The sequence below is a fragment of the Streptosporangium becharense genome (assembly GCF_014204985.1).
GTDB classification, from domain to species: domain Bacteria; phylum Actinomycetota; class Actinomycetes; order Streptosporangiales; family Streptosporangiaceae; genus Streptosporangium; species Streptosporangium becharense.
Genome location: NZ_JACHMP010000001.1, coordinates 1,765,128 through 1,790,646, shown reverse-complemented (window position 1 = coordinate 1,790,646; position 25,519 = coordinate 1,765,128). Strand labels below are relative to the sequence as shown.

Here is a 25,519-nt window from a genome sequence, read left to right as displayed (position 1 = left end):
CCGGGGCCGCCTACGGGACCGCCTCCGGGGCCGCAAGGCCCCGCCCGTCGTACCGGCCGGACTCCAGAAGCCACTCCAGCTGGGCCCGCGGCGCCGCGAGGAACGCGTACGCCACCCGGCCGATCTGCCGGGACTGCCCGGCCGAGAGCCCGAACCGGTCGAACAGCGCGGGTAGCCGCCCGGTCGCGGCCCGCAGGTCGCCGGCCCGGCGGGCGATCCGCCGGTTCACCCACGCCACCGCGCCGCCGTCGGACAGGCCGAACGCCGTGGCGGCGACCGTCACGTAGTTGTGCACGTCGCCGTTGGCGCGCTCCTTGGGGTGGGAGGCGACGTCGTTGCACCAGGCGGTGACGTCGTTGCAGGCGTCCACGAGGATCCGCCAGGTGACGTTCCAGCGCAGCCGCGCGGGCACCTCCACCCCCAGGCAGGGCTCCACCAGTTCGAACAGGTACGGTCCCGCGGTCCCCCGGCGCAGCCGGGGATACTCACCCGGTGAGGGCACCCGGCCCGCGCACCGGTTCTCGGCCTCCGCCCGGCACGCCCGCCCCTGCGCGGCGAGCCCCGCCAGGAAACGGCGGCGCCACCGGGGGCTCATCCGGCCCGCGGTGGCCTCCCACAGGTCGGCGAAGGCCGTCTCGACGGGAGAGCGGGGCGTGAAGCGGTCATCGCCGGGGGGCCGGGAGCCCGCGGGAGGGCCCGCGATGCGGGCGAGCCGCGCGAAGGCGTTCTCGACGGTCTCCGCCACCCGCCCGGCGGGCTTCTCATCCCATTCGTCGTCGAAGTGGAACAGCCAGGTGAGCCACTTGGCGAACAGCAGCACCGCGTCCACGCCGGAGTCGGCGAAGGCACGCCCCGCCATTCGTTCGAACCCGGCGCTCGGGTGCGTCTCCAGGCCGAACCCGCGGGCCCAGCGGGCGAGCTCCACCCCCACCTCGTCGACCGCCGGATGCATGGGACACGGCGCCGCCAGGCCCGGTACCGACTCGGTGAGGGGCAGCAGCAACGTCGCGGCGGACACCGGGCCGTCGCCTCCACGCTCTCCGGGACGGGCCGCGGGCGAGGGCGGGAGCGGGTGCTCGGGACGGGGCGGGACGGGGCCCGGCGGGCGGGCCGGGACCTTGGACCGCGGGCGGGCGTGGACGGGCGGCCGGGGCCCCGCCTGGGCGGCGGGCGGAACCCGGCCCGGTGGTCCGGGCGCGGCCTGGGGCTGCGGCCGGGCCGGTGCCGGGGACAGGGTCCGGGTATGGGCCCGCGGGGCGGCGGCCGGCACGGGCCGGACTTGGGACTGGGGCTGGGCTGCGGATCGCGACAAGGTATGGGTCTTGGTAGAGGGCTGGGACGGGGGCTGGGGTTGGGGCCGGGATCGGGGCGGAGACTTGCCGAGGGCCGGGACGGACGTCACCGCAGCGGCCCGAGCAGGCGGTCGCCGGCCGCCTCCGGATCGGAGGCCGGCTCGGGGCCGGGTGCCGGTGCGTGGTCGCGAAACCTGGTGTTCATCGTTTACCTCCTGGTTACCGGGTGAACGGTGATCGTTACTCTAGGTGACGATACCGAGACGATTCCAGGAGCCACTCCAGGTAAGCCCTGGGGATGGTCAAGAAAGCGCACGCCACCCGCATCACCTCCCGGGAGGCGCCGAACCCGAGGCCGTGCCCGTCGAGGAGCAGCGGGACGGCCCGTGCCGCCGTCCACAGTTCCTCCATCCGGTCGCCGACGCGGTCGACCAACCGTTCCGGGAGCGCGTCCCGGGAACGTTCCAAGAACACGCCCGCGACGGGTGCGCGGTCGCCTCCGGAGACGAGGTCCACGCACCAGGCGGCCACGTCGGCGCTCGCCTCGACGACCGCCCGCCACTGCCGGCTCGCGCGCACCGGCTCCGGGACCCGTACGCCGGCGCAGGGCTCCGCCAGGTCGAGCAGGTAACGCCCGAAGGCGTCACCCCCGGCCCGCGCGGGGCGGCCGGTCGCCGCAGCCGGGCCGGCGGCGGCCGGCGCCTCGCGCTGGGCGGCCAGCCCGGCCAGGAACCGCGCGCGCCACGGGTCGTCCATGCCGGCCGCGCAGGTCTCCCACAGGCCGGCGAAGGCCCGCTCCAGCGGTGTCCGGCCCGGTTCGCCGCCTTCGGCCGCCGCGATGACCGCGGGGATCGCCGCGGGCCGTTCGCGGACCCGCGAGGTCCAGACCAGCCAGCGGGCGAACGTCTCCGCCGCGTCGGGTTCACCGTCGGCGAACGCCCGGGCCGCCAGCCGGTGGAGGGCGGGGTCTCCGGGGCGGGCACCCAGCCCCGCCCGGCGTGACCACCCGGACACCGCGGCGCCGATGCGGTGCGCCGCCGGATGCGCGGGGCGAGGCACCGCCATCGCCGCCAGTCGCTCGACGAGCCGCGCCAGCGGCTCCGCGCCCGGCGCGGCGGGGTGCGGTGGCCGGTCGGTCTCGGTGCGCATCGCCCTCTCCCCGGGATGGAACTTCCAACGGTCCGGTCGCACACTGTAAGAGGAGAAAGGGCCGGTCACGGGGAGGCGCGACGAGCCCGATGCCGCGCCTCACCGCTCTTCCCCGTAACGTGTGCGAAACACCGAGCGGGCAAACTGAAAGACCGTCAGGCGTGTCGCACCGCGCCGGAACGAAGGAGAAGCCTTGGACCGCCAGCAGGAGTTCGTTCTCCGCACCCTCGAGGAGCGCGACATCCGTTTCATCCGGCTGTGGTTCACCGACGTGCTCGGGTTCCTGAAGTCGGTGGCCATCGCCCCCGCCGAGCTTGAGGGCGCCTTCGCCGAAGGCATCGGCTTCGACGGCTCGGCGATCGAGGGGTTCGCCCGGGTCTACGAGTCGGACATGCTCGCCAAGCCCGACCCGTCGACGTTCCAGATCCTGCCCTGGCGCAGTGAGACGCCCGGGGTGGCCCGCATGTTCTGCGACATCCTCATGCCCGACGGCTCCCCGTCCCACGCCGACCCGCGCTGGGTGCTCAAGCGCATCCTGGCCAAGGCCTCCGACATGGGTTTCAGCTTCTACACCCACCCGGAGGTCGAGTTCTTCCTGCTGAAGAACCGCCCCGAGCGCGGCGGGCGTCCGGAGCCGATCGACGACGGCGGCTACTTCGACCACACCCCGCACAGCTCGGGTCACGACTTCCGGCGTAATGCGATCATGATGCTGGAGTCGATGGGCATCTCGGTGGAGTTCAGTCACCACGAGGGGGCCCCGGGCCAGCAGGAGATCGACCTGCGTTACGCCGACGCCCTCACCACCGCCGACAACATCATGACCTTCCGCCTGGTCATGAAGGAGGTCGCGCTGGAGCAGGGCATCTGGGCCTCGTTCATGCCCAAGCCCTTCACCGAGCACCCCGGCTCCGGCATGCACACCCACATGTCGCTCTTCGAGGGTGACCGCAACGCCTTCTACGAGCCCGGCGCGGAGTACCAGCTCTCCAAGATCGGCCGGTCCTTCATCGGCGGCCTGCTCGCGCACGCCGCGGAGATCACCGCCGTCTGCAACCAGTGGGTCAACTCCTACAAGCGGCTCTGGGGCGGCGCCGAGGCGATCGCCGGGGCCGGCGGCGAGGCGCCCAGCTACGTCTCCTGGGGCCACAACAACCGCTCCGCCCTGGTCCGGGTGCCGATGTACAAGCCGCACAAGAGCGGTTCCACCCGCATCGAGTTCCGGTCGCTCGACTCCGCCTGCAACCCCTACCTGGCCTTCGCGGTGATCCTGGCCGCCGGGCTGAAGGGCATCGAGGAGGGCTACGAGATGCCGCCCGGCGCCGAGGACGACGTCTGGGCGCTCACCGCGGCCGAGCGGCGGGCGCTGGGCATCCAGCCGCTGCCGCAGTCGCTGGACGAGGCCATCACGGTCATGGAGCGCAGCGAGCTCGTCGCCGAGACCCTGGGCGAGCACGTCTTCGACTACTTCCTGCGCAACAAGCGCAGCGAGTGGAACGACTACCGCCGCCAGGTCACCGAGTTCGAACTGGGCCGCTACCTGCCGGTTCTGTAGTCCGCGGCCGGCCCCGGCGGGAGTTTCGGGCGTCTCGGGCTCCCGCCGGTCACGGCTTTCCCGCCGAGCCCGGCGGTGGCGTATGTCATGGCGGCCGGATACCGGAAAAGCCGTGACGGATCAAGATGGGGCGTGTACTGTGTCGCCTCCGCCGGAACGTCATACCTGCGTCACCGCCAGCTGATGGAAGCGTCATCGACCCCGAGTTGGCTGTATGTACAAGCACTCCGGTAAAATTGGTTGTCCGTTTAGCATGATTTCCGAGGATTAATCGCCGCTTAGGCGACAGGAGGTGTGGCATGACGACGGCTGCCGAGCTGCAGACGGTGCTGACCGTCCCCGCGCGTTTCCGCGGGCCCGAGGGCATCGCGAACGGCGGCTGGATCGCCGGTACGGTCGCCGAGGCGTTGCACGGTGCCCGGCACGACTCGGCCGTCGAGGTCACGTTGCACGCACCCACCCCGCTCGACGCCGAGCTGTCCCTGCGGCACCTGGCCAACACCGCCACCCTCACTCACGACGACACCCTGCTCGTCGAGGCGATCACGGTCGCCGAGCGGTTCGACGCCCCGGCCTTCGTGCCCTTCAACGAGGCGGCGCGGGCCGAGCGCGGTTTCGCCGGCCTCATCGAGCACGCCTTCCCCGGCTGCTTCGCCTGCGGCCTGCGCGAGCCCGGCGACGGGCTGCGGATCTTCCCCGGTCAGGTGCCGGGCACCGACCTGGTCGCCGCCGGCTGGCGGGTGCCGTTCACCGTGACCGACGCCGACGGCGTCGTACCCGACGCGATCGTCTGGTCCGCCCTCGACTGCGCCACCGGCTGGGCACACTTCGGCCCCGGTGAGTCCGCCCTGCTCGGCCGGCTGACCGCCCGGGTGCACCGCCGGATCTACCCCGGCGGCACCTACTCCGTGGTCGCCCGCGCCACCGGGCGTGAGGGCCGCAAGCTCTTCGGTGAGAGTGCCCTCTACGAGGTCGACGGCACCCTGGTCGCCACGGCCAAGGCCACCTGGGTCACCCCCGCCTGATCCTCCGCTCCGCCTCCCCGCCCTCCCCGGCCCGCTCCGGCGGGGGAGGGCGTCGCCGTGCGGGCGTGGGGCCCGGACCCTCAGCGGGTGAAGCGCTCGGCCAGCAGCTTGGCGCAGCGGTCGTCGAAGAGGATCGTGTAGTGGTTGCAGTCGTCGACCACCTCGTCCTCCAGCGCGGGCAGCCGCGCGGTCCAGGCGGCGGCCAGCTCGTCGGGCATCATGCCGACCGGCTGGTTCAGCAGCCCCCGCGGGGCACGGAGCAGCGACAGCGGGGACGTGATCGAGCCCAGCGCGGCGCCGATCGCCTCCCCCTCGGTGAGCATCCACCGGCCGTCCTGGCGGACCGCCTCCTCCCGTGCCCGGGAGCGCACCGCCCCCTGTGGGCCGGACGCGTCGTAGCGGACGTACTCCTCCGCCTCGGCGGACCAGGCCCCGGCGAAGCCCGGGTGCGCCTTGAAGAAGTCGACGTAGGCGTCGGCGGTCGGGAAGTTCCGGCTCAGCCGGTCGATGGCCGGGCCGAGCGTGCTCTCCAGCACCGCGTCGGGGTCGGCGCCGGCGGGCAACGGCATCGGCAGGCCCCCGTCGACCAGCACCACCCTGGCGTAGTCGTGCCCGGCCGCGGCGAGGGCGGTGACGTAGGCGCCCATCGAGTGGCCGACCAGCACGATGCCGGCCTCCGCCCCCACCGAGCGGGCGACCAGGTTCACGTCCTCGGCGTGCCGCGGCAGGCCGTACGGGCCGGGCAGCCCGGCGCTGTGGCCGCGGCCGCGCAGGTCCATCGCGACCAGCGACCACTCGGTGGGCAGGTGGCGCGCCACACCGGTCCAGGACATCAGCGAGGCGGTGATGCCGTGCACGGCCACGATGACACGCGGGCCGGTGCCGAACCGGGCGACGCGCATCGCGCCGCCGGGGACCTCGACGTCGCCGAAGACAGGGTTCAAGGGGGTCTCCTCGGGGATCGGCTGGGAAAGGGCCAGTCTGCCACCCGCCGGACCGGTGCTGGATCGTCGGGTTCCGGTGCCGGAGCATGCCCGATTTCCGCCCATAATTCATTGCATGAGAATCACCGTCATCGAGCACGAGGCCGACGCCGGTCTGGGGTTCTTCGCCGGGTGGCTGGCCGAGACCGGTGCCGTGTGCGAGGTCGTCCGGCCGTATCTGGGGGAGACGGTGCCCGGCCGGGCCGCGGACGGGCTGATCGTCCTCGGCGGTGAGGCGGCGGCCTGGGAGGACGAGCGGTTCCCCTGGCTGCCCGCCACCCGCGAGCTGATCAGAGTCTGCCTCGAGGAGGGCGTGCCGACGCTGGGGATCTGCCTGGGCGCCCAGCTCATGACGCTCGCGTGCGGAGGTGCCGTCGAACGGGGCGGTCCCGGCCTGGAGGTCGGCGCGGCCGAGGTCGTGCCGCTGCCCGCCGCGGCGGCCGACCCCCTGTTCGCCGGGCTCGGGCCCGCCCCGGCCGTGCAGTACCACCGCGACGCGATGACGGAGCTCCCCCCGGGCGCGGTGCCGCTGGTCACCGGGGACCCCTACCCCAACCAGGCGTACCGGCTGGGGGAGCGGGCCTGGGCGGTGCAGTTCCACCCGGAGGCGACCCCGGACATCTTCGCCGGTTGGACGGCCGGGACGGCCGACCATCTGACCGACCTGGGGCACTGCGTCGACGACCTCAACGCGGGCGTGAAGGCCGCCGAGGAACGTCTCATCGCCGCCTGGCGACCGCTGGCACAGGCGTTCGCCCGGGTGGCGGCGGGCGGCTGACCGGCTCCCGACAAGTGATCGGCCGGTGAGCTCCAAGACGATCATGGTATACCGGCGGCATGAGTGATGAGATCCCCCCTCTGAGCCGTAGCGAGGAATCCGTGTCGCGGGACCCGGAGGAGCCCGCCGGCGGTTCAGGAACGCCCGCGGCCGGGCCCGAGGTACCTCTCGACACCTCTCTGCCGGACGTGTGCCGGGAGAGGTCGTGCCTCGCGCGCCACGTCCGGTCGGAGGGCGGCATGGGCTCCCTCCTGGGCGGCCTGGCGTTGCAGTGGGGGTTCTTCGTCGGGCTGGGGGCGATCGCTTCGTTCTGGACGTCACCGTGGGCGATCGCTGTGGCGCCGGGGGTGATGGCGGTGATGCTGCCCGTCGGGCTCGTGCTCGGGCGGATCGACGGACACCGGGGCTGGTGCTGGTTTCTACGCTCGCTGGACGCCGTGGAGATCGCCGACGGGCTCTCTCAGCTGTTCCCTCTGCTCGTGGCTTTTCTCTTCTCCCGGTTGCTGCGGCCTTTCCTGTCGCTCCTGCGGCCGCTGAGCCGGCTCTCAGCACCCCTTCGCCGGCTCCTGGCGCCTTTCCGCCGGCTCCTGCCGGCTCTGCGCTGGTTCGTGCACTGGTCCCCCGGATCCGCACACTCCTCCTCACACCCGGAGGAGACCGCCGACGGGCGGTGACCCACGCCGGGACGGCCGCCGGATCGCGCGTCCCTGATCGTCCGGGGTAGAAATGGGGGAGACCGCCCGTGCGTGTGATCGAGGACGAGGAGGGTCGGTGGACGCCGCGCCGCGGATGCAGACGACCGCCGGGAGACTGGCCCGGCTCGGCTTCGCCGACGGGGCGAGAGCCGAGCGCCTGCTGGACGAACTGGGCCCCGAGGCCGCGGGAGACGTCGCCCTGCTCGGCTCGCTGGTCGGCACGGCCGATCCCGACCTGGCGCTGACCTCGCTCAACCGGCTGGCCGAGCAGGACCCCGATGTCCTCGGCGCGCTCCGCGCCGATCCCGGCCTGCGGGCCAGGCTGCTCGGGGTCTTCGGCGTCAGCGCCGCGCTCGGCGACCACGTCGTCCGGCACCCGGAGCACCGGCGCCTGCTCGGCGGGGCGGCGGCCGTGGAGAGCCCGGCGGCGGCGGAGCTCCGGGCGGAGCTGCTGCTCGCGGTCGGCGCCGACCCCGGCGACGCGGAGCCGGTGGCCGCCGACGACTCCGTCGCCACCCTGTCCGCGCTGCGGGTGGCCTACCGGGGCCGCCTGCTCCACCTGGCCGCGCGTGACGTCACCGGCGCCGCCTCGCTGGCCGAGGTCACCGCCGAGCTGTCCGACCTGGCCGCGGCGGCGCTGGAGGCGGGGCTCGCCGTCGCCCGGTCCCGGCATCCGGAGGCGGGGGCGGTGCGACTGGCCGTCATCGGCATGGGCAAGTGCGGGGCACGCGAGCTCAACTACGTCAGCGACGTCGACGTCGTCTTCGTCGCCGAACCGCGTGAGGACGCGGACGGGGCCGTCGACGAGCACCGGGTGGTCCAGCTCGCCACCAGGCTGGCCCAGGGCATGATGCGCGCCTGCTCGGCGACCACCCCCGAGGGGTCGCTGTGGCAGGTCGACGCGGCGCTGCGGCCGGAGGGCAAGGCCGGGCCGCTGGTCCGCACCCTCGCCAGCCACCAGGCGTACTACCGGCGCTGGGCCAAGACGTGGGAGTTCCAGGCGCTGCTCAAGGCCCGGCCCGTGGCGGGCGACACCGCGCTCGGCGGGCAGTACGTCGAGGCGATGAACGAGATGGTCTGGCAGGCGGCCACCCGCGAGAAGTTCGTCGAGGACGTGCAGGCCATGCGCCGCCGGGTGGAGGCCCACATCAGGGCCGGGGAGGCGGAGCGCCAGCTCAAGCTGGGCCCCGGCGGGCTGCGCGACATCGAGTTCGCCGTCCAGCTGCTCCAGCTCGTCCACGGCCGCCTCGACCCGCTGCTGCGCCGCCGCGCCACGCTCCCCGCGCTGGCCGCGCTCTCCCGGGGCGGCTACGTGGGCCGGGACGACGCCAAGGCGCTCGCCGAGGCGTACACGTTCCTGCGCCGGGTCGAGCACCTCATCCAGCTGCACCGGCTCCGCCGTACGCACGTGGTGCCCGAGGAGGCCGCCGACCTGCGCCGTCTCGGCCGGAGCCTCGGCATGACCGCCGACCCGGTGGGGGAGTTCACCGCCCGCTGGAAACGGCACGCCGTGGAGGCGCGGCGCCTGCACGAGAAGCTGTTCTACCGGCCGCTGCTGCAGGCCGTGGCCCGGCTGCCCGAGTCGGAGGCCCGGCTCTCCGCCGCGGCGGCCCAGGCCCGCCTGGAGGCGCTGGGGTACGCCGACCCGGCCGGGGCGTTGCGCCACATCGGCGCGCTGACCAGCGGCGTGTCCCGCCGCGCGGCGATCCAGCGGACCCTGCTGCCGGTCATGCTCGGCTGGTTCGCCGACGCACCCGACCCCGACGCGGGACTGCTCGGCTTCCGCCAGGTCTCCGACAAGCTCGGCGCCACCCCCTGGTACCTGCGGCTGCTGCGTGACGAGACCGCCGTGGCCGCCACCCTGGCCAGGGTGCTCGGCACCAGCCGCTACGTGACCGGGCTGCTGATGAACGCGCCCGAGGCGGTGTCGATGTTCGGCTCCGACGCCGAGCTGGTCCCCCGGCCCGCCCGGGCGCTCCTGTCGGAGGCGCGCACCGTCGTCGGCCGCCATCCGGGGGAGGCGGAGAGCGCGGTGGCCGCGGTGCGCGGGCTGCGCCGCAGGGAGCTGCTGCGCACCGCCGTCGCGGACCTCTCCGGGGTCATCGGCATCGAGGAGGTCGGCCGGGCGCTGTCGGCGCTCAACGACGTGACGATCCAGGCCGCCCTCGACGCCGCGGTCGGCAAGGTCGAGATGGAGCGCCGCACCCCGGTGGGCACCAGGTTCGCGGTGATCGCGATGGGACGCCTGGGCGGATTCGAGTCCTCCTACGGCAGCGACGCCGACGTGATGTTCGTGCACTCGCCGCTCGCGGGGGTGCCGGAGCGCGAGGCGACCGAGGCGGCCTTCGCGGTGGCCAACGAGCTGCGCCGCCTGCTGGCCCTGCCCGCCCCGGACCCGCCGCTGCTCATCGACCCGGATCTGCGGCCGGAGGGCCGCCAGGGGCCGCTGGTCCGCACCCTCGCCTCCTACGCCGCCTACTACGGGCGCTGGTCGTCGCCCTGGGAGGCGCAGGCGCTGCTGCGTGCCCGGGTCTCCGCCGGGGACGTCGAGCTCGGGACCGGACTGCTCCACCTGGCCGATCCGCTGCGCTACCCGGCCGAGGGCATCCCCGACTCCGCGGTGCTGCACATCCGCAAGCTCAAGGCCCGGATGGAGGCCGAGCGCCTGCCCCGCGGCGCCGACCCCGCGTTGCACACCAAGCTCGGCCCCGGCGGGCTGTCCGACGTGGAGTGGACGGCCCAGCTGCTCCAGCTCCGGCACGCCGGGCGTCTGCCGTCGCTACGGACCACCCGGACCCTGGAGGCGCTGGGTGCGGCCGTGACGGAGGGCCTGCTGGCGGAGGCCGACGAGGCCGTGCTCGCCGACGCCTGGCGGTTCGCCTCACGCATCCGCGACGCCATCATGCTGGTGCGGGGCAGGGCGGCCGACTCCATCCCGGTGGACGCCCGCGAGCGCACGCTCATCTCCCGGGCGCTAGGTTACCCGCCCGACGGGACGGAGGACTTCGTGGACGACTACCGCCGCGCCACCCGCCGCGCCCGCCGGGTCGTGGAGCGCGTCTTCTACGACGACTGACCCGCGTGGGAGAGCGCGCCGGGGCGGGGCGCCCGCGCGGGGAAGGACGCCGGAGTCGTCCGGTTTCGCCGATCGCGTTGCGGTGCCCGGTACGGGCGTGTATCAACGGTCCGGGTGATCCTTTTGATATCGGTTTACATCGACCTGGCCATCGGGCTGGTCCTGGCGTTCCTCCTGCTGTCGCTCCTGGTGAGCGGGGTCAACGAGGGGATCGTCCGGCTGCTCGGGATCCGCAGCAAGTTCCTGTGGGCCTACCTGCGCGACACGCTGGACGGCGGCTCGGCGGACGGCGGGTCGTGGATCCCGGCGAGGATCGCCGACGTCTTCGCCAGGCTTCCCTTCTCCCGGCGTGATCCGCGGCCGGTGCACAGCCCCGACCCGGCCCCGGCCGTCGTCGAACCGGTGCCCGTCGAACCGTTGTCCGCGGATCCGGTGCCCGCCGGGCCGTTGTCCGCGGATCCGGTGTCCGCGAATCCGGCCGGTGACCGGCCCGGCCCGGAGGCCGGGTCCGTGTCGCCGGTCGACATGACCGCGCGGCTGTACGAGCGGCTCCAGGAGATCGACCATCCCAAGGGGGCCCGCACCAGCATCGCCTACATCCCGCCCGAGCGGTTCTCCGGGGCGGTGCTGGAGCTGGTCGCCGCCGAAGGCGACGGCGTGGAGGGGCTGCTGGCCAAGCTGGAAGCCGTCGGCAGCCCGCTGGCCGGGCACCTCAGGGGCGTCTGGGAAGGCGCCCAGCGCGACATGCAGCGTTTCCGCAAGGGCGTGGAGAGCTGGTTCGACGGTGAGATGCAGCGCCTGTCCGGGTTGTACGCCCGCTACGTCAGGTGGGTGCTCCTCGCGCTGGGCGTGCTGCTGACGTTGCTGTTCAGCATGGACTCGCTGGAGTACGGCAAGACCCTGCTGCGTGACAACGCCTACCGCGCCGGGGTGGTCGCCATCGCCGGGGGCGGGCAGGAGGGGTACGCCGCGCTGCGCGACAGGTGCGCCGGAGGCGGGACGGGCCCCGCCGAGCCGTACGCGTGCGTGACCGAGGCGCTCAGCTCCCCGGCGCTGGTGAAGATCTTCGACCACGCGGTGGTGAGCGTCGCGATCCCGCCCGAGGGCTCGGGCGGCCCGTCCTTCCGCTGGAACGGCGCCGCCTGGTGGGACCGGCTCACCACTGCGGGGCACTGGCCCGGTTACCTGGTCACCGTGGTCGCGCTGCTGTTCGGGGCCTCGTTCTGGTGGGACGTGCTGCGCCGGCTGACCGGCGTCCGCGGCCACCGTCCGTAGCCGCGGACGCGCCTTCTAGCGGAGCTCCGCCAGCAGCAGCTCGACCTGGGGCAGCGGGTCGGGCCCGAAGGGACGGACCACCACCGTGTCGGCGCCCGCCTCCCACAGGGACCTGACCGCGTCGGCCGCCGCCGAGGGGGAGCCCACCGCCTGGGTGACGTCCTGGGGCGGGATCCCCAGGAAGGCGGCGGAGTCCGCCGCGAGGGCGGCGCCGACGGAGGCGTCCTCGCCCACGTACAGGTGGGTGAGGAGCACCAGCTCGTGGTCGTCCCCGCCGACGAGCTCGCGGACCTCCTCGACCCGGTCGGGGCCGGTCCCCTCGGGCAGGATCGTGCCCTGGGCCACCCGCGCCGACAGCTCCAGTGAGCGGGGCCGCATCACGCCGGCCAGGACGGTCGGCGGGTCGGCGGGGGGATGCACCAGGCCGACTCCGTCCAGGTGCACCGCCCGGCCCTGGAGCGTGACCGTCTCGCCGCGGAGCAGCCCGCGCACCGCCGTGATCGTCTCCTCCAGGAGCGCCAGCGGCGAGGGGGCGAGGGCACCGACCTGACGCATCCAGTCTTGGACCCCGTGCCCGATGCCGGCCGCGAGCCGGTGCGGATGCACCCGGGCCAGGTTGCCGAGCTCCATGGCGAGCAGGGCCGGGTTGCGCAACGGGGCGGGGGCGATGCCGATGCCGACGCGGAGCCGCTCGGTGACGGCGAGGGCGGTGGCCGCCGAGGAGATCGCCCCGGTCCAGCCGAGATCCTCCACCACCCAGACGTCCTCCACCGCCAGTTCGTCGAGGTGGCGGCAGAACGGGATGAGTGTCTCGGGGGCAAGACCTCGGTCGAACATGACGCCCAGGCGCATTTCTCTCCTAACGGGGTTTCACAGGTAGCGGAAGTAGCCGGCGAAGTCCTCGATGACCGTCACCGGGTCGATCCGGATCTCGGTCCCGGTTCTCAACGCGTTGACCATTCTGCCCTGGCCGACGTAGACGCCGACATGGTGGGTGCTGATCTCGTCGCGGCCGACCGTGCCGTAGAAGACGAGGTCTCCGGGCCGGGCCGCCGCGGCGGGGACCCTCGTGAGCCGCCTGACGTGGTCGTCGGTGTTGCCCGGCCCGAGCACGTCGCGCCCGTAGGCCAGGTGGTAGACCCAGCGGGCGAAGCCGGAGCAGTCGAGGCCGAGGGTGCTGGTGGCCGGGCAGGGCCGGATCGAGCCCCGGTAACCCTGGCAGGTGCCGAAAGAGGGGCCGGGGGTCTCGGCGTGACCGCCGCCCCAGGAGTACGGGATCCGCCCGCCCCACCAGCCCGGCTGGTGCCGGCCGGCCTCGATCGCGTACGCGATGACGGTGATCCGGTTGAGGGAGGCGGGCAGGACCGGCGCGGAGGAGACGGCGACCGTGAGAACCGTCAGGAGCGCGGTGGCGACCGCGAACCGGCGGCGGTGGGCGGATCCCACGCTCGTCGTCCGCGTCACGGGGGCGTCAGTCACAGTCGTCGATGTCAAACTTCTTCTTCGGCTTCCGTGTCGAGGTACCGGCTCCGGGGCTCTTCGGTCCCTTGGTGGCCGCCGCGGCGGCCACGTTCGTGGTATCGCCCCCGGCGGCGCACACCTCGCCGCCGGCGGTGCACGCGACGAGCGAGGAGAGGACGACGGCGACGGCTGTGGTGACGCCTGCGGCGGTGCGGAACACGATGATCTCCCGGAGATGCGGTCTCTTACGCACCATTCATAGGAGGAACCGGTTGTGATGCACTATTGACTGACTTGATGGGCAGTTCAGGCGGTATGTCCAACCAGTCGGGCGGGCCCCGCGGGACCAGGCCGGTGCAAGGGCCGGCCGGCTCCCGCGGAATCGGGCCGGTGCGCGGGCCGACCGGGTCCTGCGGAACCGCCGGCCGGCGGCGTCACGCCGGGGAGGGGGCGACCAGGTGCCGTTCGAGCCACCGCACGACGTTCCCGATGAAGGTCTCCCGGTTGACGGTCCGCCGGATCTCGTGCCCCTCGTCCTCGAACAGCAGGTAGTCGCAGGTCACCCCGCGTCCCCGTGCCGCCCGGACCACCTGCTCGGCCTCGTGGACCGGGACGTTGGTGTCGCGGGCGCCGTGCACCACCAGCAGCGGAGCGGTCAGCCGGTCGAAGGAGTGCAGGGGCGACAGGGCCCGCAGCAGCTCGCGGTCGGCGACCGGGTGGCCGTACTCGCTGACGGCCGCCGCGGCGATCCACGGCTCGGTCCGCTCGTAGAAGGTCGCGAAGTCGGCCATGCCGCAGACGTCGATCCCGGCCCGGAAGACGCGCGGGTGGGTGACGAGGGCGGCCAGCGTCAGGTAGCCGCCGTACGACCGGCCCATGCAGGCGATCCGAGCGGGGTCGGCGACGCCGAGCCGCACCAGCTCGGCGGCGCAGTCGGCGACGTCGTCGATCGCCCGGAAGCGGCGGGCGTGGTTGTCGGCGTCGCGGAAGGCACGCCCGAACCCGGTCGAGCCGCGGACGTTCGGTGCGAGCACCCCGATCCCGGCGGCCAGCAGGGCCCGGAACAACGGGTTGAAGGTGGGCCGCTCCTGACTCTCCGGGCCGCCGTGCAGATAGACCACGAAAGGGGCCGGAGCCTGAACTCCCGGGACCGGGTGAAGCCAGGCGGTCAGCTCCACGCCGTCGCGCGCCGGGAAACGCAGCAGTTCGGTCCCGGCCCCGCCGGGGAGCCGCCCGGCTCCCTCGACCCGCCGGTAACCGCCGGTCTGCAGATCACACAGCAGGACATGGGAGGGCAGGTCGGGTCCCTCGGCCGCGAGCACGGCCAGGCGGCCGTCCAGGGACATCCTGACCGAGGACACCACCTCGGCGGGCGGCGGCGGGAGCGCGCGCGCCACACCGGCGCCCGTCTCCACCAGCTCCAGCTCGGACCGGCCGGAGACGTTCCAGACCAGCACCGCGCGGCGGCCGTCGGCGCTCAGCGCGAAGCGGTCGAGCTCGGCGTCCGGCCGCTCGGACAGCACGGTGACCTCACCGTCCGCACCCGCCGCGAGCAGCGCGGCCCGGTCACGGCCGGCGTCGGACAGCAGGTAGGCGGTCGTCCCGTCGGGGGACAGGACGCCGTGGTCGGTGGAGCCGGGCAGCCCCGCCAGCAACGGGTGTTCCCCGGGGCCCGGCGGGTCGCCCGCGTGCCCGTCCGGAAGACCGCAGGCGCCGGGGAGAGCCGGGCCGCTCCGGGCCGGGCCGGTGGCCGCGGGTCTCCCCGCCGGGATGGGGGCCAGGTACATCCGCCGTACCCCGCGCGGGCCGCGCCGCAGCAGCATCCGCCGGTGGTCCCGGCTCACCGACGCCGGGTGCGTCAGCACCCCGGCCGCGACGACCTCCCGGTTGCCGGAGGCCGCGTCGACCAGCACCGCCTCGGTCCGGCCCGACGCGGAGACCTCGGCGACGAGCAGGACGTCCCCCTGCCCGGTCCAGCGGACGAACGACGCCGATCCGCCCTCGGGTGCGGCCAGCGGACGCAGGTCACCGCCGTCGGGCCGGACCGTCCAGACCTGCGTGTGCTCCCCGCCGCCCGGGACGACGAGCACGGCCAGCCGCCCGGTGCCGGGCGACCAGCTCACGTCGGCGACGGGCTCCGGGCCGGTGTCGACCGGCCACGCCCGCGCGTCCCGTCCCAGGGGCCGGACCCAGACGCGCGGCGAGCCGTCCCGGTCGCTGACGAAGGCGACGGCGCCCGCGTCGGGCGCCAGGGCGGGCGCCCAGCAGCTCCAGGCGGTGCGACCCGTGCCCGCCGGCGGATGGGGACGGGTGCCGACGATCTCCGACATCAGACTCCTCGCGCTTGCAACCACAGCTCCAGGAGTCCAACCTGCCACAGCGCGTTGGCCCCCAGGGTCGTCCGGTGCTCGTCGGGCGCGGCGAGCAGCCTGTCCACGTACGCCCGGTCGAACAGGCCGCGGGAGCGGGCGGCCGGGCCGGTCAGCGCGTCGCGGACGAGCTCCAGGAAGGGCCCGTGGATGTGCCGGACGGCGGGCACCGGGAAGTACCCCTTGGGGCGGTCGACGATCTCGGCGGGCAGCAGACCCCGGGAGGCCTCCTTCAGGACGCCCTTGCCGCCGTGGGCGAGCTTCAGCTCCGGAGGGCAGGCCGCCGCCAGCTCGACCAGCTCGTGGTCGAGGAACGGGGTCCGGGCCTCCAGCCCGTAGGCCATCGTCATGTTGTCCACGCGCTTGACGGGATCGTCGACCAGCATGACGGAGGTGTCCAGGCGCAGCACCGCGTCGAGCGCGGTGTCGGCGCCGGGCGCCGCCAGGTGGCGCCGGACGAACGCGCCGCTGACGTCCTCGTCCACCAGGTAGTCGGGGGTCAGGATCTGGGCCAGGGCGTGGTGCGGCCGGTCGAAGAACTCCCCGGCGTACACGCCGGCCGCCTCCTCACGCGCCACCCCGGCCAGCGGCGGGTACCAGCTGTAGCCGGCGAACACCTCGTCGGCGCCCTGGCCGGACTGCACGACCTTGACGTGCCGGGAGACCTCCTGCGACAGCAGGTGGAAGGCGACGCAGTCATGGCTCACCATCGGCTCGCTCATCGCCCCCACCGCGTGCTCCAGGGCGGGCAGCAGGCGCGAGTCGTCGACGGGGATGCGGTGGTGGTCGGTGCCGAACCGTTCGGCCACCAGGTCGGAGTAGGCGAACTCGTCCCCGGACTCGCCGCCCGCCGCCTGGAACCCGATGCTGAAGGTCGACAGTCCCCGCTGCCCCTCCTCGGCCAGCAACGCGACGATCATGCTGGAGTCGAGGCCGCCGGAGAGCAGCACGCCCACGGGGACGTCCGCGACCATGCGCCTGCGCACCGCCGTGCGCAGCCGGTCGAGCACGGCCTCGTGCCACTCGCCGGCGGTCAGCCCGGCGTACTCGGGCAGGGCCGAGCGGGTGAAGGGCGGCCGCCAGTAGCAGTGGTCGGCGGTCGTGCCGTCGGCCTCGACGGTCCGCACGGTGGCCGGGGGGAGTTTCCGCACCCCGGTGAGGATCGTCCGCTCGGCCGGCACCACCGAGTGGAAGGTCATGTAGTGGTGCAGGGCCACCCGGTCGATGTCGGTGTCGACCCCTCCGCCGGCCAGCAGCGCCGGCAGCGACGAGGCGAAACGCAGCCGCTCGGCGTCCCGGGCGACGTACATCGGCTTGATACCCAGCCGGTCGCGGCCGAGCGTCAGCCGGCCGGTGTCCCGTTCGAGGACGGCGAAGGCGAACATGCCGGTGAAACGGCCGACGCAGTCGGGCCCCCAGCGGTGGAACGCCTTCACCAGCACCTCGGTGTCGGAGGTGGAGAAGAAGCGGTACCCCTCGGCCCGGAGCTCCTCGCGCAGCTCCCGGTAGTTGTACAGGCAGCCGTTGAACACCGCCGCCAGGCCGAGCGCGCTGTCCACCATCGGCTGGGCGGCCTTGTCGGACAGGTCGATGATCTTCAGCCGCCGGTGGCCGAGCGCCACCGGTCCCTGCGACCACAGCCCCGACCCGTCGGGGCCGCGCTCGTGCATCGCATCGGTCATCCGGCCCACGGCGCCGATGTCGGCCGCGCGCCCGTCGAACCGGATCTCACCGCTCAGTCCGCACATCAGTCCTCCTCCGCCAGCCAGGTGTCCTTCGCGCCTCCACCCTGGGAGGAGTTGACGATCATGCTGTCGGCCGGCGCGACCCGGGTCAGCGCGGCCGGGGGCACCACCGGGCTCTCCCCGAAGCAGACGAACGCCCGCAGGTCGACGACGCGGGGGCTCAGCCGCTCCCCGTCGAAGGCCGGGTGGGTCGACAGCCGGACCGTCTCCTGGGCGACCCACCCGTCGGGCGAGGCGAGGATCGTCTCGGCGACCTCGCGGAGCTCCTCACGGGAGGCGTCGGGCCCGACGACAACGCCCTGCCCGCCGAACCCGTCCACCGGTTTGACCACCAGCTCGGCCAGCCGGTCGAGCACGTGCTCGCGGTCGTCGGGGTCGCGGCACAGGTAGGTGGTGACGTTGTCGATCAGCGGCTGCTCGCCCAGGTAGTACTCGATCAGGCGGGGCACGTACCGGTACAGGCACTTGTCGTCGGCCACGCCGTTACCCGGCGCGTTGGCCAGGACGACGGCGGAGCGTTCCACGGCGTCCAGGACGTCCGCGCCGGCGGGGCCGGAGAGCAGGTCCTCCTCATCGATCCGGCGGTAGATCACGTCGATCCGGCGCCCGGCGACCTCGACGTAGCCGTTCCTGACGGTGAGGTCCTCCGGAACGGCCAGCACCGCCCCCATCTCCTCGGCGAGCATCCGGTGCTCGTAGTGGGCGGAGTCGCCCGGTCCGGCGGAGACCACGGCGATGGTCCGCGAACCGTCCGCGCCCGCGGCCAGCAGCGCCTCCCGCAGCGTCCCCAGGGCCTCGCGCGGGTCGGCGAACCCCTCGCCGGGGGCGAGCTCTGGCAGGGCGTCCTCCATCAGGCGCCGGTTGGCCACGGCGTACCCGATGCCCGACGGCACCCGCAGGTTGTCCTCCAGCACCGCCCACCGGCCGACGTCGTCCCTGACCAGGTCGAGCCCGGCCACGACGCAGCGTACGGCGTCACGCGGCACCCGCCGCCCGGTCTCCCGGTAGCCGGGGGACTCATCGACCACCCAGGCCGGGAGCACACCGTCGCGGATGACCCGGCGCTCGCCGTACACGTCGCGCAGGAACGCCTCCAGTGCCCGCACCCGCTGCGGCAGGGCCTGCCGGATCCCGGCCCACTCACCGGGCGGGACCAGCCGCGGGACCAGGTCGAACGGGATGATCCGTCCCTCCTGCTCGCCCTCCACCTGGAAGGTCATGCCGTTGTCGCGCTGGAAGCAGTCACGGCGGAGCTCCCGTTCGCGCAGACCGCCGGCCCCCAGCCGGTCGAGGACCCGCAGCACCGGCTGGTAGGGCTCGCGCACCGTGCCCTCGATGACCACCTCGTCACCCGGGGCGTCGTAACCGTCGAGCAGGCCGGTGCGCATCCGCGGCGTCGGCCCGCCGAAGGCGGTCTCCCACTCCTCGGACCGGGTCTCGGTCAGGATGAGGTCGACCACGTCGGACAGCCGGCCGCCGCGGGCGAAGGCCCGCCGCTGGCGGGCCGAGGAGCTGCCCCGCGCCAGCGCGTCGGAGGCCAGGGACGTGACGATCTCCCAGTCGCCGGCCTCCTCCAGGTGGGGCCGCAGGTCCTCCAGCATCCGCCGGATCACCTCGGCGGCCGGTCGCGGGACGCCCTCGGTGGGATCGACGAGCTCGCCCTCCAGGCCGGAGCGCGCCGCCCGCCACGTCGCGGCGCGGACCATCTCCAGCCGGACCGTGCGGCCGGGGTCCCGCTGGACCGCCTCAAGCTCCCGGGCCACCAGGGCCCGGAACAGCCCGGCGATCAGCACGACGTCGTCCACCCGGGGACAGCCGTCGCATATCCGCAGCTCCACGGTGGGGAGATGCGCCGAGGGCCGGATGTCGAAGTAGATCATGCCGGGGTCGGTGATCACCCCTGAGCGCACGAGCTCGCCGACCACCCGGTCGTACTCCGCGGCCGAGGAGAAGGCGGCCACCGGCCCGGTGGTGGGCCAGCGCTGCCAGATGAGCGGGCGGTAGCTGGCGTACCCGGTGTCGGACCCCAGCCAGTACGGCGAGCTGGAGCTCAGCGCGAGCAGCGGGGGCAGCCAGGGGGCCAGCCGGTGGGCGACGGCCACCGCCAGGTCGCGGTTGTCGACCTCGGCGTGCACCTGGGTCCCGCAGATCAGCTGCTCGCGGGTGAGGAGCTGGTAGTCGGCGAGCATCTGCTCGTAGCGGGGGTCCGGGGAGATCTTCAGGGCCTCCAGGTCCACCAGCGGCACGCTCCCGGCCGCCGCGATCCCCAGGCCCACCCCGTCGGCCGCGCCGATGACGGTGCGGCGCAGCGCGGTCAGGTCGTGCCCGAGGTCCTCCAACCGCACGAAGGGCCTGCTGTTGGCCTCCACCACCGAACGCTGCAGCTCGTGGGTGAACCGGTCCGCCGGCAACTGCTCCAGCAGGACACCGGCCCTGGGTACGAGATGCCGGGTGTCGAGGTCGACGACATGGAACTCCTCCTCGACACCTACCGCGATCGGTCCCGCGAGACCCGCCATTGATCACCACTCCAGAAGTGCGCCGCTTTACACGGATTTTTCGCTCTCTTCCCAAAGAAAGAGCTTTCGCACTTCAGCGGCCGTACGAAGACGGCAGAGAGACGAAGCACACACGAAGGGCCGCCGACCGGATCTTGATCAGACGGCCGGTCGGCGGCCCCTCAACGGAACCGCCCGCCCCGGACACGTCCGGAGCGGGCGGCGAGCCCGGAACGGGTGGCAACACCCCCCGTCCTACGGCGTCACACGTCGTAGTACAGCTCGAACTCGTGCGGGTGCGGACGCAGCCGGATCGGGTCGATCTCGTTCTCCCGCTTGTAGGAGATCCAGGTCTCGATCAGGTCCGGCGTGAAGACGCCGCCCTCCAGCAGGTACTCGTGGTCGGCCTCGAGCGCGTCGAGCACCTCGGCGAGCGTGCCCGGCACCTGTGGGATGTTGCGGGCCTCCTCCGGAGGAAGCTCGTAGAGGTCCTTGTCGACCGGCTCGACCGGCTCGATCTTGTTGCGGATGCCGTCGATGCCCGCCATCAGCTGGGCGGCGAAGGCGAAGTACGGGTTGCACGACGGGTCCGGCACGCGGAACTCGATGCGCTTGGCCTTCGGGTTGGAACCCGTGATCGGGATGCGGATGCACGCCGAGCGGTTGCGCTGGGAGTACACCAGGTTGACCGGGGCCTCGTAGCCGGGCACCAGACGGTGGTAGGAGTTGACCGTCGGGTTGGTGAAGGCCAGCAGCGACGGGGCGTGCTTGAGCAGCCCGCCGATGTAGTAACGGGCGGTGTCGGACAGCCCGGCGTAGCCGACCTCGTCGTAGAAGAGCGGCTCGCCGTCCTTCCAGAGCGACTGGTGGCAGTGCATGCCGGAGCCGTTGTCACCGAAGATCGGCTTGGGCATGAAGGTGACCGTGTGGCCGTGCTCCAGCGCCGTGCTCTTGACGATGTACTTGTACAGCATCATGGTGTCGGCGGCCTTGAGCAGCGTGTTGAAGCGGAAGTCGATCTCCGCCTGGCCGGCCGTTCCCACCTCGTGGTGCTGCATCTCGACCTCGATGCCGGCGTCGATGAGCCGGCGCACCATCTCCGAGCGCAGGTCGGTGAAGTGGTCCATCGGCGGAACCGGGAAGTAGCCGCCCTTGAAACGCGGCTTGTAACCGAGGTTGCCGCCCTCCTGGGCCTTGCCGGTGTTCCAGGCGCCCTCGATGGAGTCGATGTGGTAGTAGCTGGCGTGCGCGCTGGTCTCGAACCGCACGTCGTCGAAGATGTAGAACTCGGCCTCGGGGCCGAAGTAGACGGTGTCGGCGATGCCGGTGCCCTTGAGGTATTCCTCCGCCTTGCGGGCGACGTTGCGCGGGTCACGGCTGTACGCCTCGCCCGTCAGCGGGTCGTGCACGAAGAAGTTGATGTTGAGCGTCTTGTGCTGGCGGAAGGGGTCGAGCACCGCCGTCGACGGATCGGGCAGCAGGAGCATGTCCGACTCATGGATGGCCTGGAACCCACGGATCGACGACCCGTCGAACATGAGACCGTCGGTGAAGACACCGGCCCCGAAGTTCTCGGAAGGGAAGGTGAAGTGGTGCGTCGTCCCCGGCAGGTCGGTGAACCTGACGTCAACGAACTGCACGCCTTCGTCCTTGATGAACTTCAGGACCTCATCGGCGGAGTTGAACACGCGAACCTCCCATGGGGCACGGGTAATCAGACTTAAGGTATGCCTTCGCCGTTTCTGCCCCGTGTCCCGTTTGTTTCACCCTTGTTAAGGGGGAGCCGCCTTCACGCTAGCCCCCGGTGCGGGACGCACACCCCCTGACCTGCTGTTCTTTGCCCGAGTTTCACGTCATGGCCGGGCGTGGGGGCCGCCGCCCCCGCCCTCGACGCCACCAAGGCGTGAGAGCCGCGGGGGACGCCCGTGTCGTGTGGCTCGCGGGATCCTCCGGGCCCGGCGCCGGCCCGTACGGGGCTCACCGAATCATCCGGGTCACCGGCGCCGGACTCGGCGCCGGGCCCGGCACCGGGCGAGGGCGGGGGGCGGCGCCGGGCGAGTGCGGGGGGCGGCGCCGGGCGAGTGCGGGGGCGGAGCTCCGGGCGGCTACCGTTGAGGTCATGAGCAGCAGGCAGCAGCCCCGTTGGACCCAGACATGGCTCGGTGGCGTCCGGTCGGCCGGAATCGACCTGGGATACCCGGGTGAGCGGCTCGGGCTGCCCCAGGAGGGCAGCGGCTCGGTGGCCGGGTTCGGCCGCAGGATCGGTGCCGTCCTGGTCGACTGGCTGATCTGCACCTGGGCCATCACGCAGGGCTTGCTGCGGCTCGACCCCACCAGGGAGCCGTGGGTGCCGGTGCTGATCCTCGCGGCCGAGTATCTCCTGCTGGTCGGCACCATGGGCATGACCTTCGGGATGCGCCTGTTCGGCGTCCGGGTCGCCGCGCTCGACGGGGGGCAGCCCCGCTTCGTCCCCGTGCTGGTGCGCACGTTCCTGCTGTGCCTGGCCGTGCCCGCCCTCATCTGGGACCGCGACCAGCGGGGCCTGCACGATCGCGCGGCGAACACCGTGGTCGTCCGTCTCTGAACCGGTCACCCGGGCCGAACCCGGCCGTCCGTCTTCGAACCAGCCATCCCGGACTGAACCCGGCCGTCCGTCTTCGAACCAGCCATCCCGGACTGAACCCGGCCGTCCGTCTTCGAACCGGCCGCACGGACCGGTCTCATGGGCCCGACCCGGCCGCACGGACGAACGCACGGACCCGACCGGCCGCGCGGCCCCGCGACGTGACCTCCCCGTCCGTCCCGCGGCGGGGAGAGCCCGGACGTGACCTCCCCGTCCGTCCCGCGGCGGGGAGAGCCCGCACGACGAAACGGCCGCGTCCTCCACCCCGTCGCGGGGCGGAGACGCGGCCGTGTGCGGCTCGGCGCGTCTAACGCGTGTCCGGCGCGCCTAACGCGTGCAGCTGAAGATCGCGGTGCCGGGCAGGTGACGGCCGCGCAGCGGGCTCCAGCCGCCCCACTCACGCTCGTGGCCGCTCGGCCACTCCGGCTCGGTCAGGCTCCGCAGCACCAGCCCGGCGGCGGTGATGAGCCCCACCCAGTCGCCCAGCGTGCGGTGGTGCTCGACGTAGGACGGCTGCCCGTCGTCGCCCATCTCCACGTACGGCGACCGGTCGAAGTAGGACCGGTCGGAGGTCAGCCCGGCGGGGCCCGGGTCGTCGGGGAAGGCCCAGCGGATCGGGTGGGTCACCGAGAAGACCAGCAGCCCCCCCGGGCGCAGCACCCGGCGCGCCTCGGCCAGCACGGCGCCCGCGTCGGCCACGAACGGCAGCGCGCCGAACGCCGAGCAGGCCAGGTCGAACGAGCCGTCGGCGAACGGCAGAGACTCGGCGTCGGCCTGAACCACCGGCAGCGAGGAACCGGTGTCCAGGTCGATCCGGCGGGAGTGCTGGAGCTGGCGGAACGACAGGTCGAAACCGGTCACCCTGGCGCCCCGGCCCGTCAGCCACCGCCCGCACTGGCCGGCGCCGCAGCCGATCTCCAGGACGTCCTTGCCCGCCACGTCGCCGAGCAGGCGGGCGTCGGTCTCGTCCAGGCCCTCGGGGCACCAGACGAAGCCGGAGTCACGCAGGAACTCGCCGTGCTCGGCCTGGTACTCGTCGGAGGAGCGGTCCCACCAGCCGCGGTTGGCCCGGGAGGTGACCGTCGCGTCGACCGCGTGGCGGCTCACCCCGGCGAGAGTCATCAGCGAATCCTCGGCCTGGGCATCTTCGCCCCGCGCGGCAGCGGGCCCTTGGGCATCGGCAGCGTCTGCGGCAGCGCCTTGAGCCGGTTGTTGACCTCGTAGATCGCGGGCTTCTTCAGGTTGCGGGGCAGCTTCATCAGGTGCCGCTGGAGCTTGGCCAGCGGGATCTGCCCCTCGCCGTCACCGGACTGGATGTCGTAGACGGGGATGTCCAGCGCGATCCGCTGGATGCGCTTCTTCTCCGCCACGAGCATCTTCTGCACGCGGTTGCCCGGCCCCTCGGAGACCAGGACGACACCGGGGTAGCCGACCACGCGGTGCACGATGTCCTGGTCGCGGGTGACCGCGACGGCGGGGGTGACCTGCCAGTTGCCGCGCATGCTCTGCAGGATCGCGGCGGCGGCGCCGACCTGGCCGTGCAGCATGGAGTACTGCGCCTTCTGCGCCAACTGGCCGAAGACGACGAGGCCGACGGTCATGGCCAGCATGATCCCGATGAACAGCAGGTACCAGAACCAGCCGGTGACCAGCCCGATCACGATGCACAACGCCAGCGTGCCGAGCGCCGAGGCGTAGACGATCGGCATCCCCTTGGGATTGGCCTGCTTGATGATCTGCGCGATCATGCGGAGCTGCTTGACGCGCCCCGGGCGCTCTGAGTCTTCGGGCTTCTTGGCCATGTTCTGAAGGATACAAATCCCGGGGTCAAGAAGTGAAAACGTGACCTGCCGACCGGCCCGCGGGACCCCGGGCGGACGACACGCGGATGGCCCGGGACGGCGCGGGCGGGCGTGCGCGGAACCCCCGGCGGGTGCCGCGGGGGCCCGCAGACGCGTGACGCCCTCCCCCGTACCGGCGCGGGGGAGGGCGTCCGCGACGGGTCAGGCGCGCTGACGGGCCTCGACGGCCTGCTTGTAGAGCCGCCCGGCCCGGTAGGAGGAACGGACCAGCGGGCCGGACATGACACCGGCGAAACCGATGGCCTCCGCCTCCTTCTGGAGCTCCACGAACTCCTCGGGCTTCACCCAGCGGTCCACGGGGTGGTGCCGGGGGGTGGGACGCAGGTACTGGGTCACGGTCAGCAGGTCACAGCCGGCCTCGTGCAGGTCGCGCATGGCCTGGACGACCTCCTCGCGCTCCTCGCCCATGCCGAGGATGAGGTTCGACTTGGTCACCAGCCCGGCCTGGCGGGCCTTGGTGATCACTTCCAGGGACCGCTCGTAGCGGAACGCCGGCCGGATGCGCTTGAAGATCCGCGGCACGGTCTCGACGTTGTGCGCGAAGACCTCGGGCCTGGCGGAGAAGACCTCCTCCAACTGGGCCTGGTCGCCGTTGAAGTCGGGCACCAGCAGTTCGACGCCGCAGCCCGGCAGGAGGTCGTGGATCTGCCGCGCCGTCTCGGCGTACAGCCACGCGCCACCGTCGGGCAGGTCGTCGCGGGCGACACCGGTCACGGTCGCGTAGTTCAGGCCCATCTGCCGCACCGACTCGGCCACGCGGCGCGGCTCGTCGGTGTCGTACGCCTTGGGCTTTCCGGTGTCGATCTGGCAGAAGTCACAGCGCCGGGTGCACTGGTCACCACCGATGAGGAAGGTGGCCTCACGGTCTTCCCAGCACTCGGAGATGTTGGGGCACCCGGCCTCCTGACAGACCGTGTGCAGGCCCTCGCGCTGGACGAGCGCCCGCAGCTCGGTGTGGTTGGGGCCGGTCCGGAACCGGGTTTTGATCCACTCAGGCTTCTTCTCGATGGGGGTCGCGGCGTTGCGGACCTCCAGACGGAGGAGCTTTCGGCCTTCGGGGGCGACGGTCATGCGAGCTCCTTCATCGGTCGCCGGACCGAGGTGCTGTACGTCGAGGTGCTGTCCATATCGTC

Annotated in this window: 20 protein-coding genes; 7 read left to right on the top strand and 13 right to left on the bottom strand. The window is 73.0% G+C overall.

Going from position 1 to position 25,519, the window contains the following annotated elements:
- Nucleotides 1–10 precede the first annotated feature (10 nt).
- Both F4562_RS07650 and F4562_RS07645 read right to left on the bottom strand, forming a co-directional pair.
- Nucleotides 11–1,018 carry a terpene synthase family protein gene (locus F4562_RS07650; RefSeq protein ID WP_184542022.1) on the bottom strand — a complete coding sequence of 336 codons (1,008 nt, stop codon included), beginning with the start codon at nucleotides 1,016–1,018 and terminating at the stop codon, nucleotides 11–13.
- A 514-nt stretch (nucleotides 1,019–1,532) separates the two neighbouring features.
- Entirely contained in the window at nucleotides 1,533–2,441 is a 909-nt protein-coding gene (locus F4562_RS07645) for an isoprenoid biosynthesis enzyme family protein (protein ID WP_184542020.1), read from the bottom strand.
- A 193-nt stretch (nucleotides 2,442–2,634) separates the two neighbouring features.
- Between F4562_RS07645 and glnA2 the strand changes: the two genes are divergently transcribed.
- Both glnA2 and F4562_RS07635 read left to right on the top strand, forming a co-directional pair.
- Nucleotides 2,635–3,996 carry a gamma-glutamylpolyamine synthetase GlnA2 gene (gene glnA2, locus F4562_RS07640; protein ID WP_184542018.1) on the top strand — a complete coding sequence of 454 codons (1,362 nt, stop codon included), beginning with the start codon at nucleotides 2,635–2,637 and terminating at the stop codon, nucleotides 3,994–3,996.
- Between the two features lie 299 nt (nucleotides 3,997–4,295).
- A complete protein-coding gene (locus F4562_RS07635) occupies nucleotides 4,296–5,021 on the top strand; it encodes a hotdog fold domain-containing protein (RefSeq protein WP_184542016.1) in 726 nt (241 codons plus the stop codon).
- Between the two features lie 80 nt (nucleotides 5,022–5,101).
- On the opposite strand, the gene F4562_RS07630 is transcribed toward F4562_RS07635, so the two are convergent.
- On the bottom strand, nucleotides 5,102–5,965 hold the full coding sequence (locus F4562_RS07630; protein ID WP_221207081.1) for an alpha/beta hydrolase: 864 nt from the start codon (nucleotides 5,963–5,965) through the stop codon (nucleotides 5,102–5,104).
- A 115-nt stretch (nucleotides 5,966–6,080) separates the two neighbouring features.
- Here F4562_RS07630 and F4562_RS07625 point away from each other — a divergent pair, with 115 nt between their 5' ends.
- From F4562_RS07625 to F4562_RS07610, 4 genes are all read left to right on the top strand, one after another.
- Nucleotides 6,081–6,782 carry a type 1 glutamine amidotransferase gene (locus F4562_RS07625; protein WP_184542014.1) on the top strand — a complete coding sequence of 234 codons (702 nt, stop codon included), beginning with the start codon at nucleotides 6,081–6,083 and terminating at the stop codon, nucleotides 6,780–6,782.
- Between the two features lie 239 nt (nucleotides 6,783–7,021).
- The gene (locus F4562_RS07620) at nucleotides 7,022–7,456 is read left to right on the top strand and encodes a hypothetical protein (RefSeq protein WP_184542012.1); all 435 of its coding nucleotides are present in this window, start codon (nucleotides 7,022–7,024) and stop codon (nucleotides 7,454–7,456) included.
- 115 nt (nucleotides 7,457–7,571) lie between these two features.
- Entirely contained in the window at nucleotides 7,572–10,553 is a 2,982-nt protein-coding gene (locus F4562_RS07615; RefSeq protein WP_184542768.1) for a bifunctional [glutamine synthetase] adenylyltransferase/[glutamine synthetase]-adenylyl-L-tyrosine phosphorylase, read from the top strand.
- A gap of 114 nt (nucleotides 10,554–10,667) precedes the next feature.
- Nucleotides 10,668–11,828: a hypothetical protein gene (locus F4562_RS07610; RefSeq protein WP_311734013.1), complete on the top strand. Its 1,161-nt coding sequence runs from the start codon at nucleotides 10,668–10,670 to the stop codon at nucleotides 11,826–11,828.
- Between the two features lie 15 nt (nucleotides 11,829–11,843).
- Here F4562_RS07610 and F4562_RS07605 read toward each other — a convergent pair whose 3' ends face one another.
- From F4562_RS07605 to glnA, 7 genes are all read right to left on the bottom strand, one after another.
- Nucleotides 11,844–12,680, bottom strand: a complete 837-nt coding sequence (locus tag F4562_RS07605) for an LLM class flavin-dependent oxidoreductase (protein ID WP_184542010.1) — start codon at nucleotides 12,678–12,680, stop codon at nucleotides 11,844–11,846.
- An 18-nt stretch (nucleotides 12,681–12,698) separates the two neighbouring features.
- Complete coding sequence (locus tag F4562_RS07600) at nucleotides 12,699–13,307, bottom strand: C40 family peptidase (protein WP_184542008.1); 609 nt, start codon at nucleotides 13,305–13,307, stop codon at nucleotides 12,699–12,701.
- Entirely contained in the window at nucleotides 13,300–13,509 is a 210-nt protein-coding gene (locus F4562_RS07595) for a hypothetical protein (RefSeq protein ID WP_184542006.1), read from the bottom strand. The genes F4562_RS07600 and F4562_RS07595 overlap by 8 nt, the downstream gene beginning before the upstream one ends.
- Before the next feature lie 214 nt (nucleotides 13,510–13,723).
- Nucleotides 13,724–15,619: a S9 family peptidase gene (locus F4562_RS07590; RefSeq protein WP_184542004.1), complete on the bottom strand. Its 1,896-nt coding sequence runs from the start codon at nucleotides 15,617–15,619 to the stop codon at nucleotides 13,724–13,726.
- Nucleotides 15,619–17,406: an N-acetylglutaminylglutamine amidotransferase gene (locus tag F4562_RS07585; RefSeq protein ID WP_184542002.1), complete on the bottom strand. Its 1,788-nt coding sequence runs from the start codon at nucleotides 17,404–17,406 to the stop codon at nucleotides 15,619–15,621. Before F4562_RS07585 ends, F4562_RS07590 begins: the two co-directional genes overlap by 1 nt.
- A complete protein-coding gene (locus F4562_RS07580) occupies nucleotides 17,406–19,922 on the bottom strand; it encodes a carboxylate--amine ligase/circularly permuted type 2 ATP-grasp protein (RefSeq protein ID WP_184541999.1) in 2,517 nt (838 codons plus the stop codon). Before F4562_RS07580 ends, F4562_RS07585 begins: the two co-directional genes overlap by 1 nt.
- 242 nt (nucleotides 19,923–20,164) lie before the next feature.
- Nucleotides 20,165–21,589, bottom strand: coding sequence for a type I glutamate--ammonia ligase (glnA, locus tag F4562_RS07575; protein ID WP_184541997.1), 1,425 nt, complete (start codon nucleotides 21,587–21,589; stop codon nucleotides 20,165–20,167).
- A gap of 431 nt (nucleotides 21,590–22,020) precedes the next feature.
- On the opposite strand from glnA, the gene F4562_RS07570 reads away from it, so the two are divergent.
- Entirely contained in the window at nucleotides 22,021–22,485 is a 465-nt protein-coding gene (locus tag F4562_RS07570; protein ID WP_184541995.1) for an RDD family protein, read from the top strand.
- Nucleotides 22,486–22,851: 366 nt separating this feature from the next.
- Here F4562_RS07570 and F4562_RS07565 read toward each other — a convergent pair whose 3' ends face one another.
- From F4562_RS07565 to lipA, 3 genes are all read right to left on the bottom strand, one after another.
- Nucleotides 22,852–23,646 carry a class I SAM-dependent methyltransferase gene (locus tag F4562_RS07565; RefSeq protein WP_184541993.1) on the bottom strand — a complete coding sequence of 265 codons (795 nt, stop codon included), beginning with the start codon at nucleotides 23,644–23,646 and terminating at the stop codon, nucleotides 22,852–22,854.
- The gene (locus tag F4562_RS07560) at nucleotides 23,646–24,326 is read right to left on the bottom strand and encodes a DUF4191 domain-containing protein (protein ID WP_184541991.1); all 681 of its coding nucleotides are present in this window, start codon (nucleotides 24,324–24,326) and stop codon (nucleotides 23,646–23,648) included. The genes F4562_RS07565 and F4562_RS07560 overlap by 1 nt, the downstream gene beginning before the upstream one ends.
- A 201-nt stretch (nucleotides 24,327–24,527) precedes the next feature.
- Nucleotides 24,528–25,457: a lipoyl synthase gene (gene lipA / locus F4562_RS07555; protein ID WP_184541989.1), complete on the bottom strand. Its 930-nt coding sequence runs from the start codon at nucleotides 25,455–25,457 to the stop codon at nucleotides 24,528–24,530.
- Nucleotides 25,458–25,519: the final 62 nt, after the last annotated feature.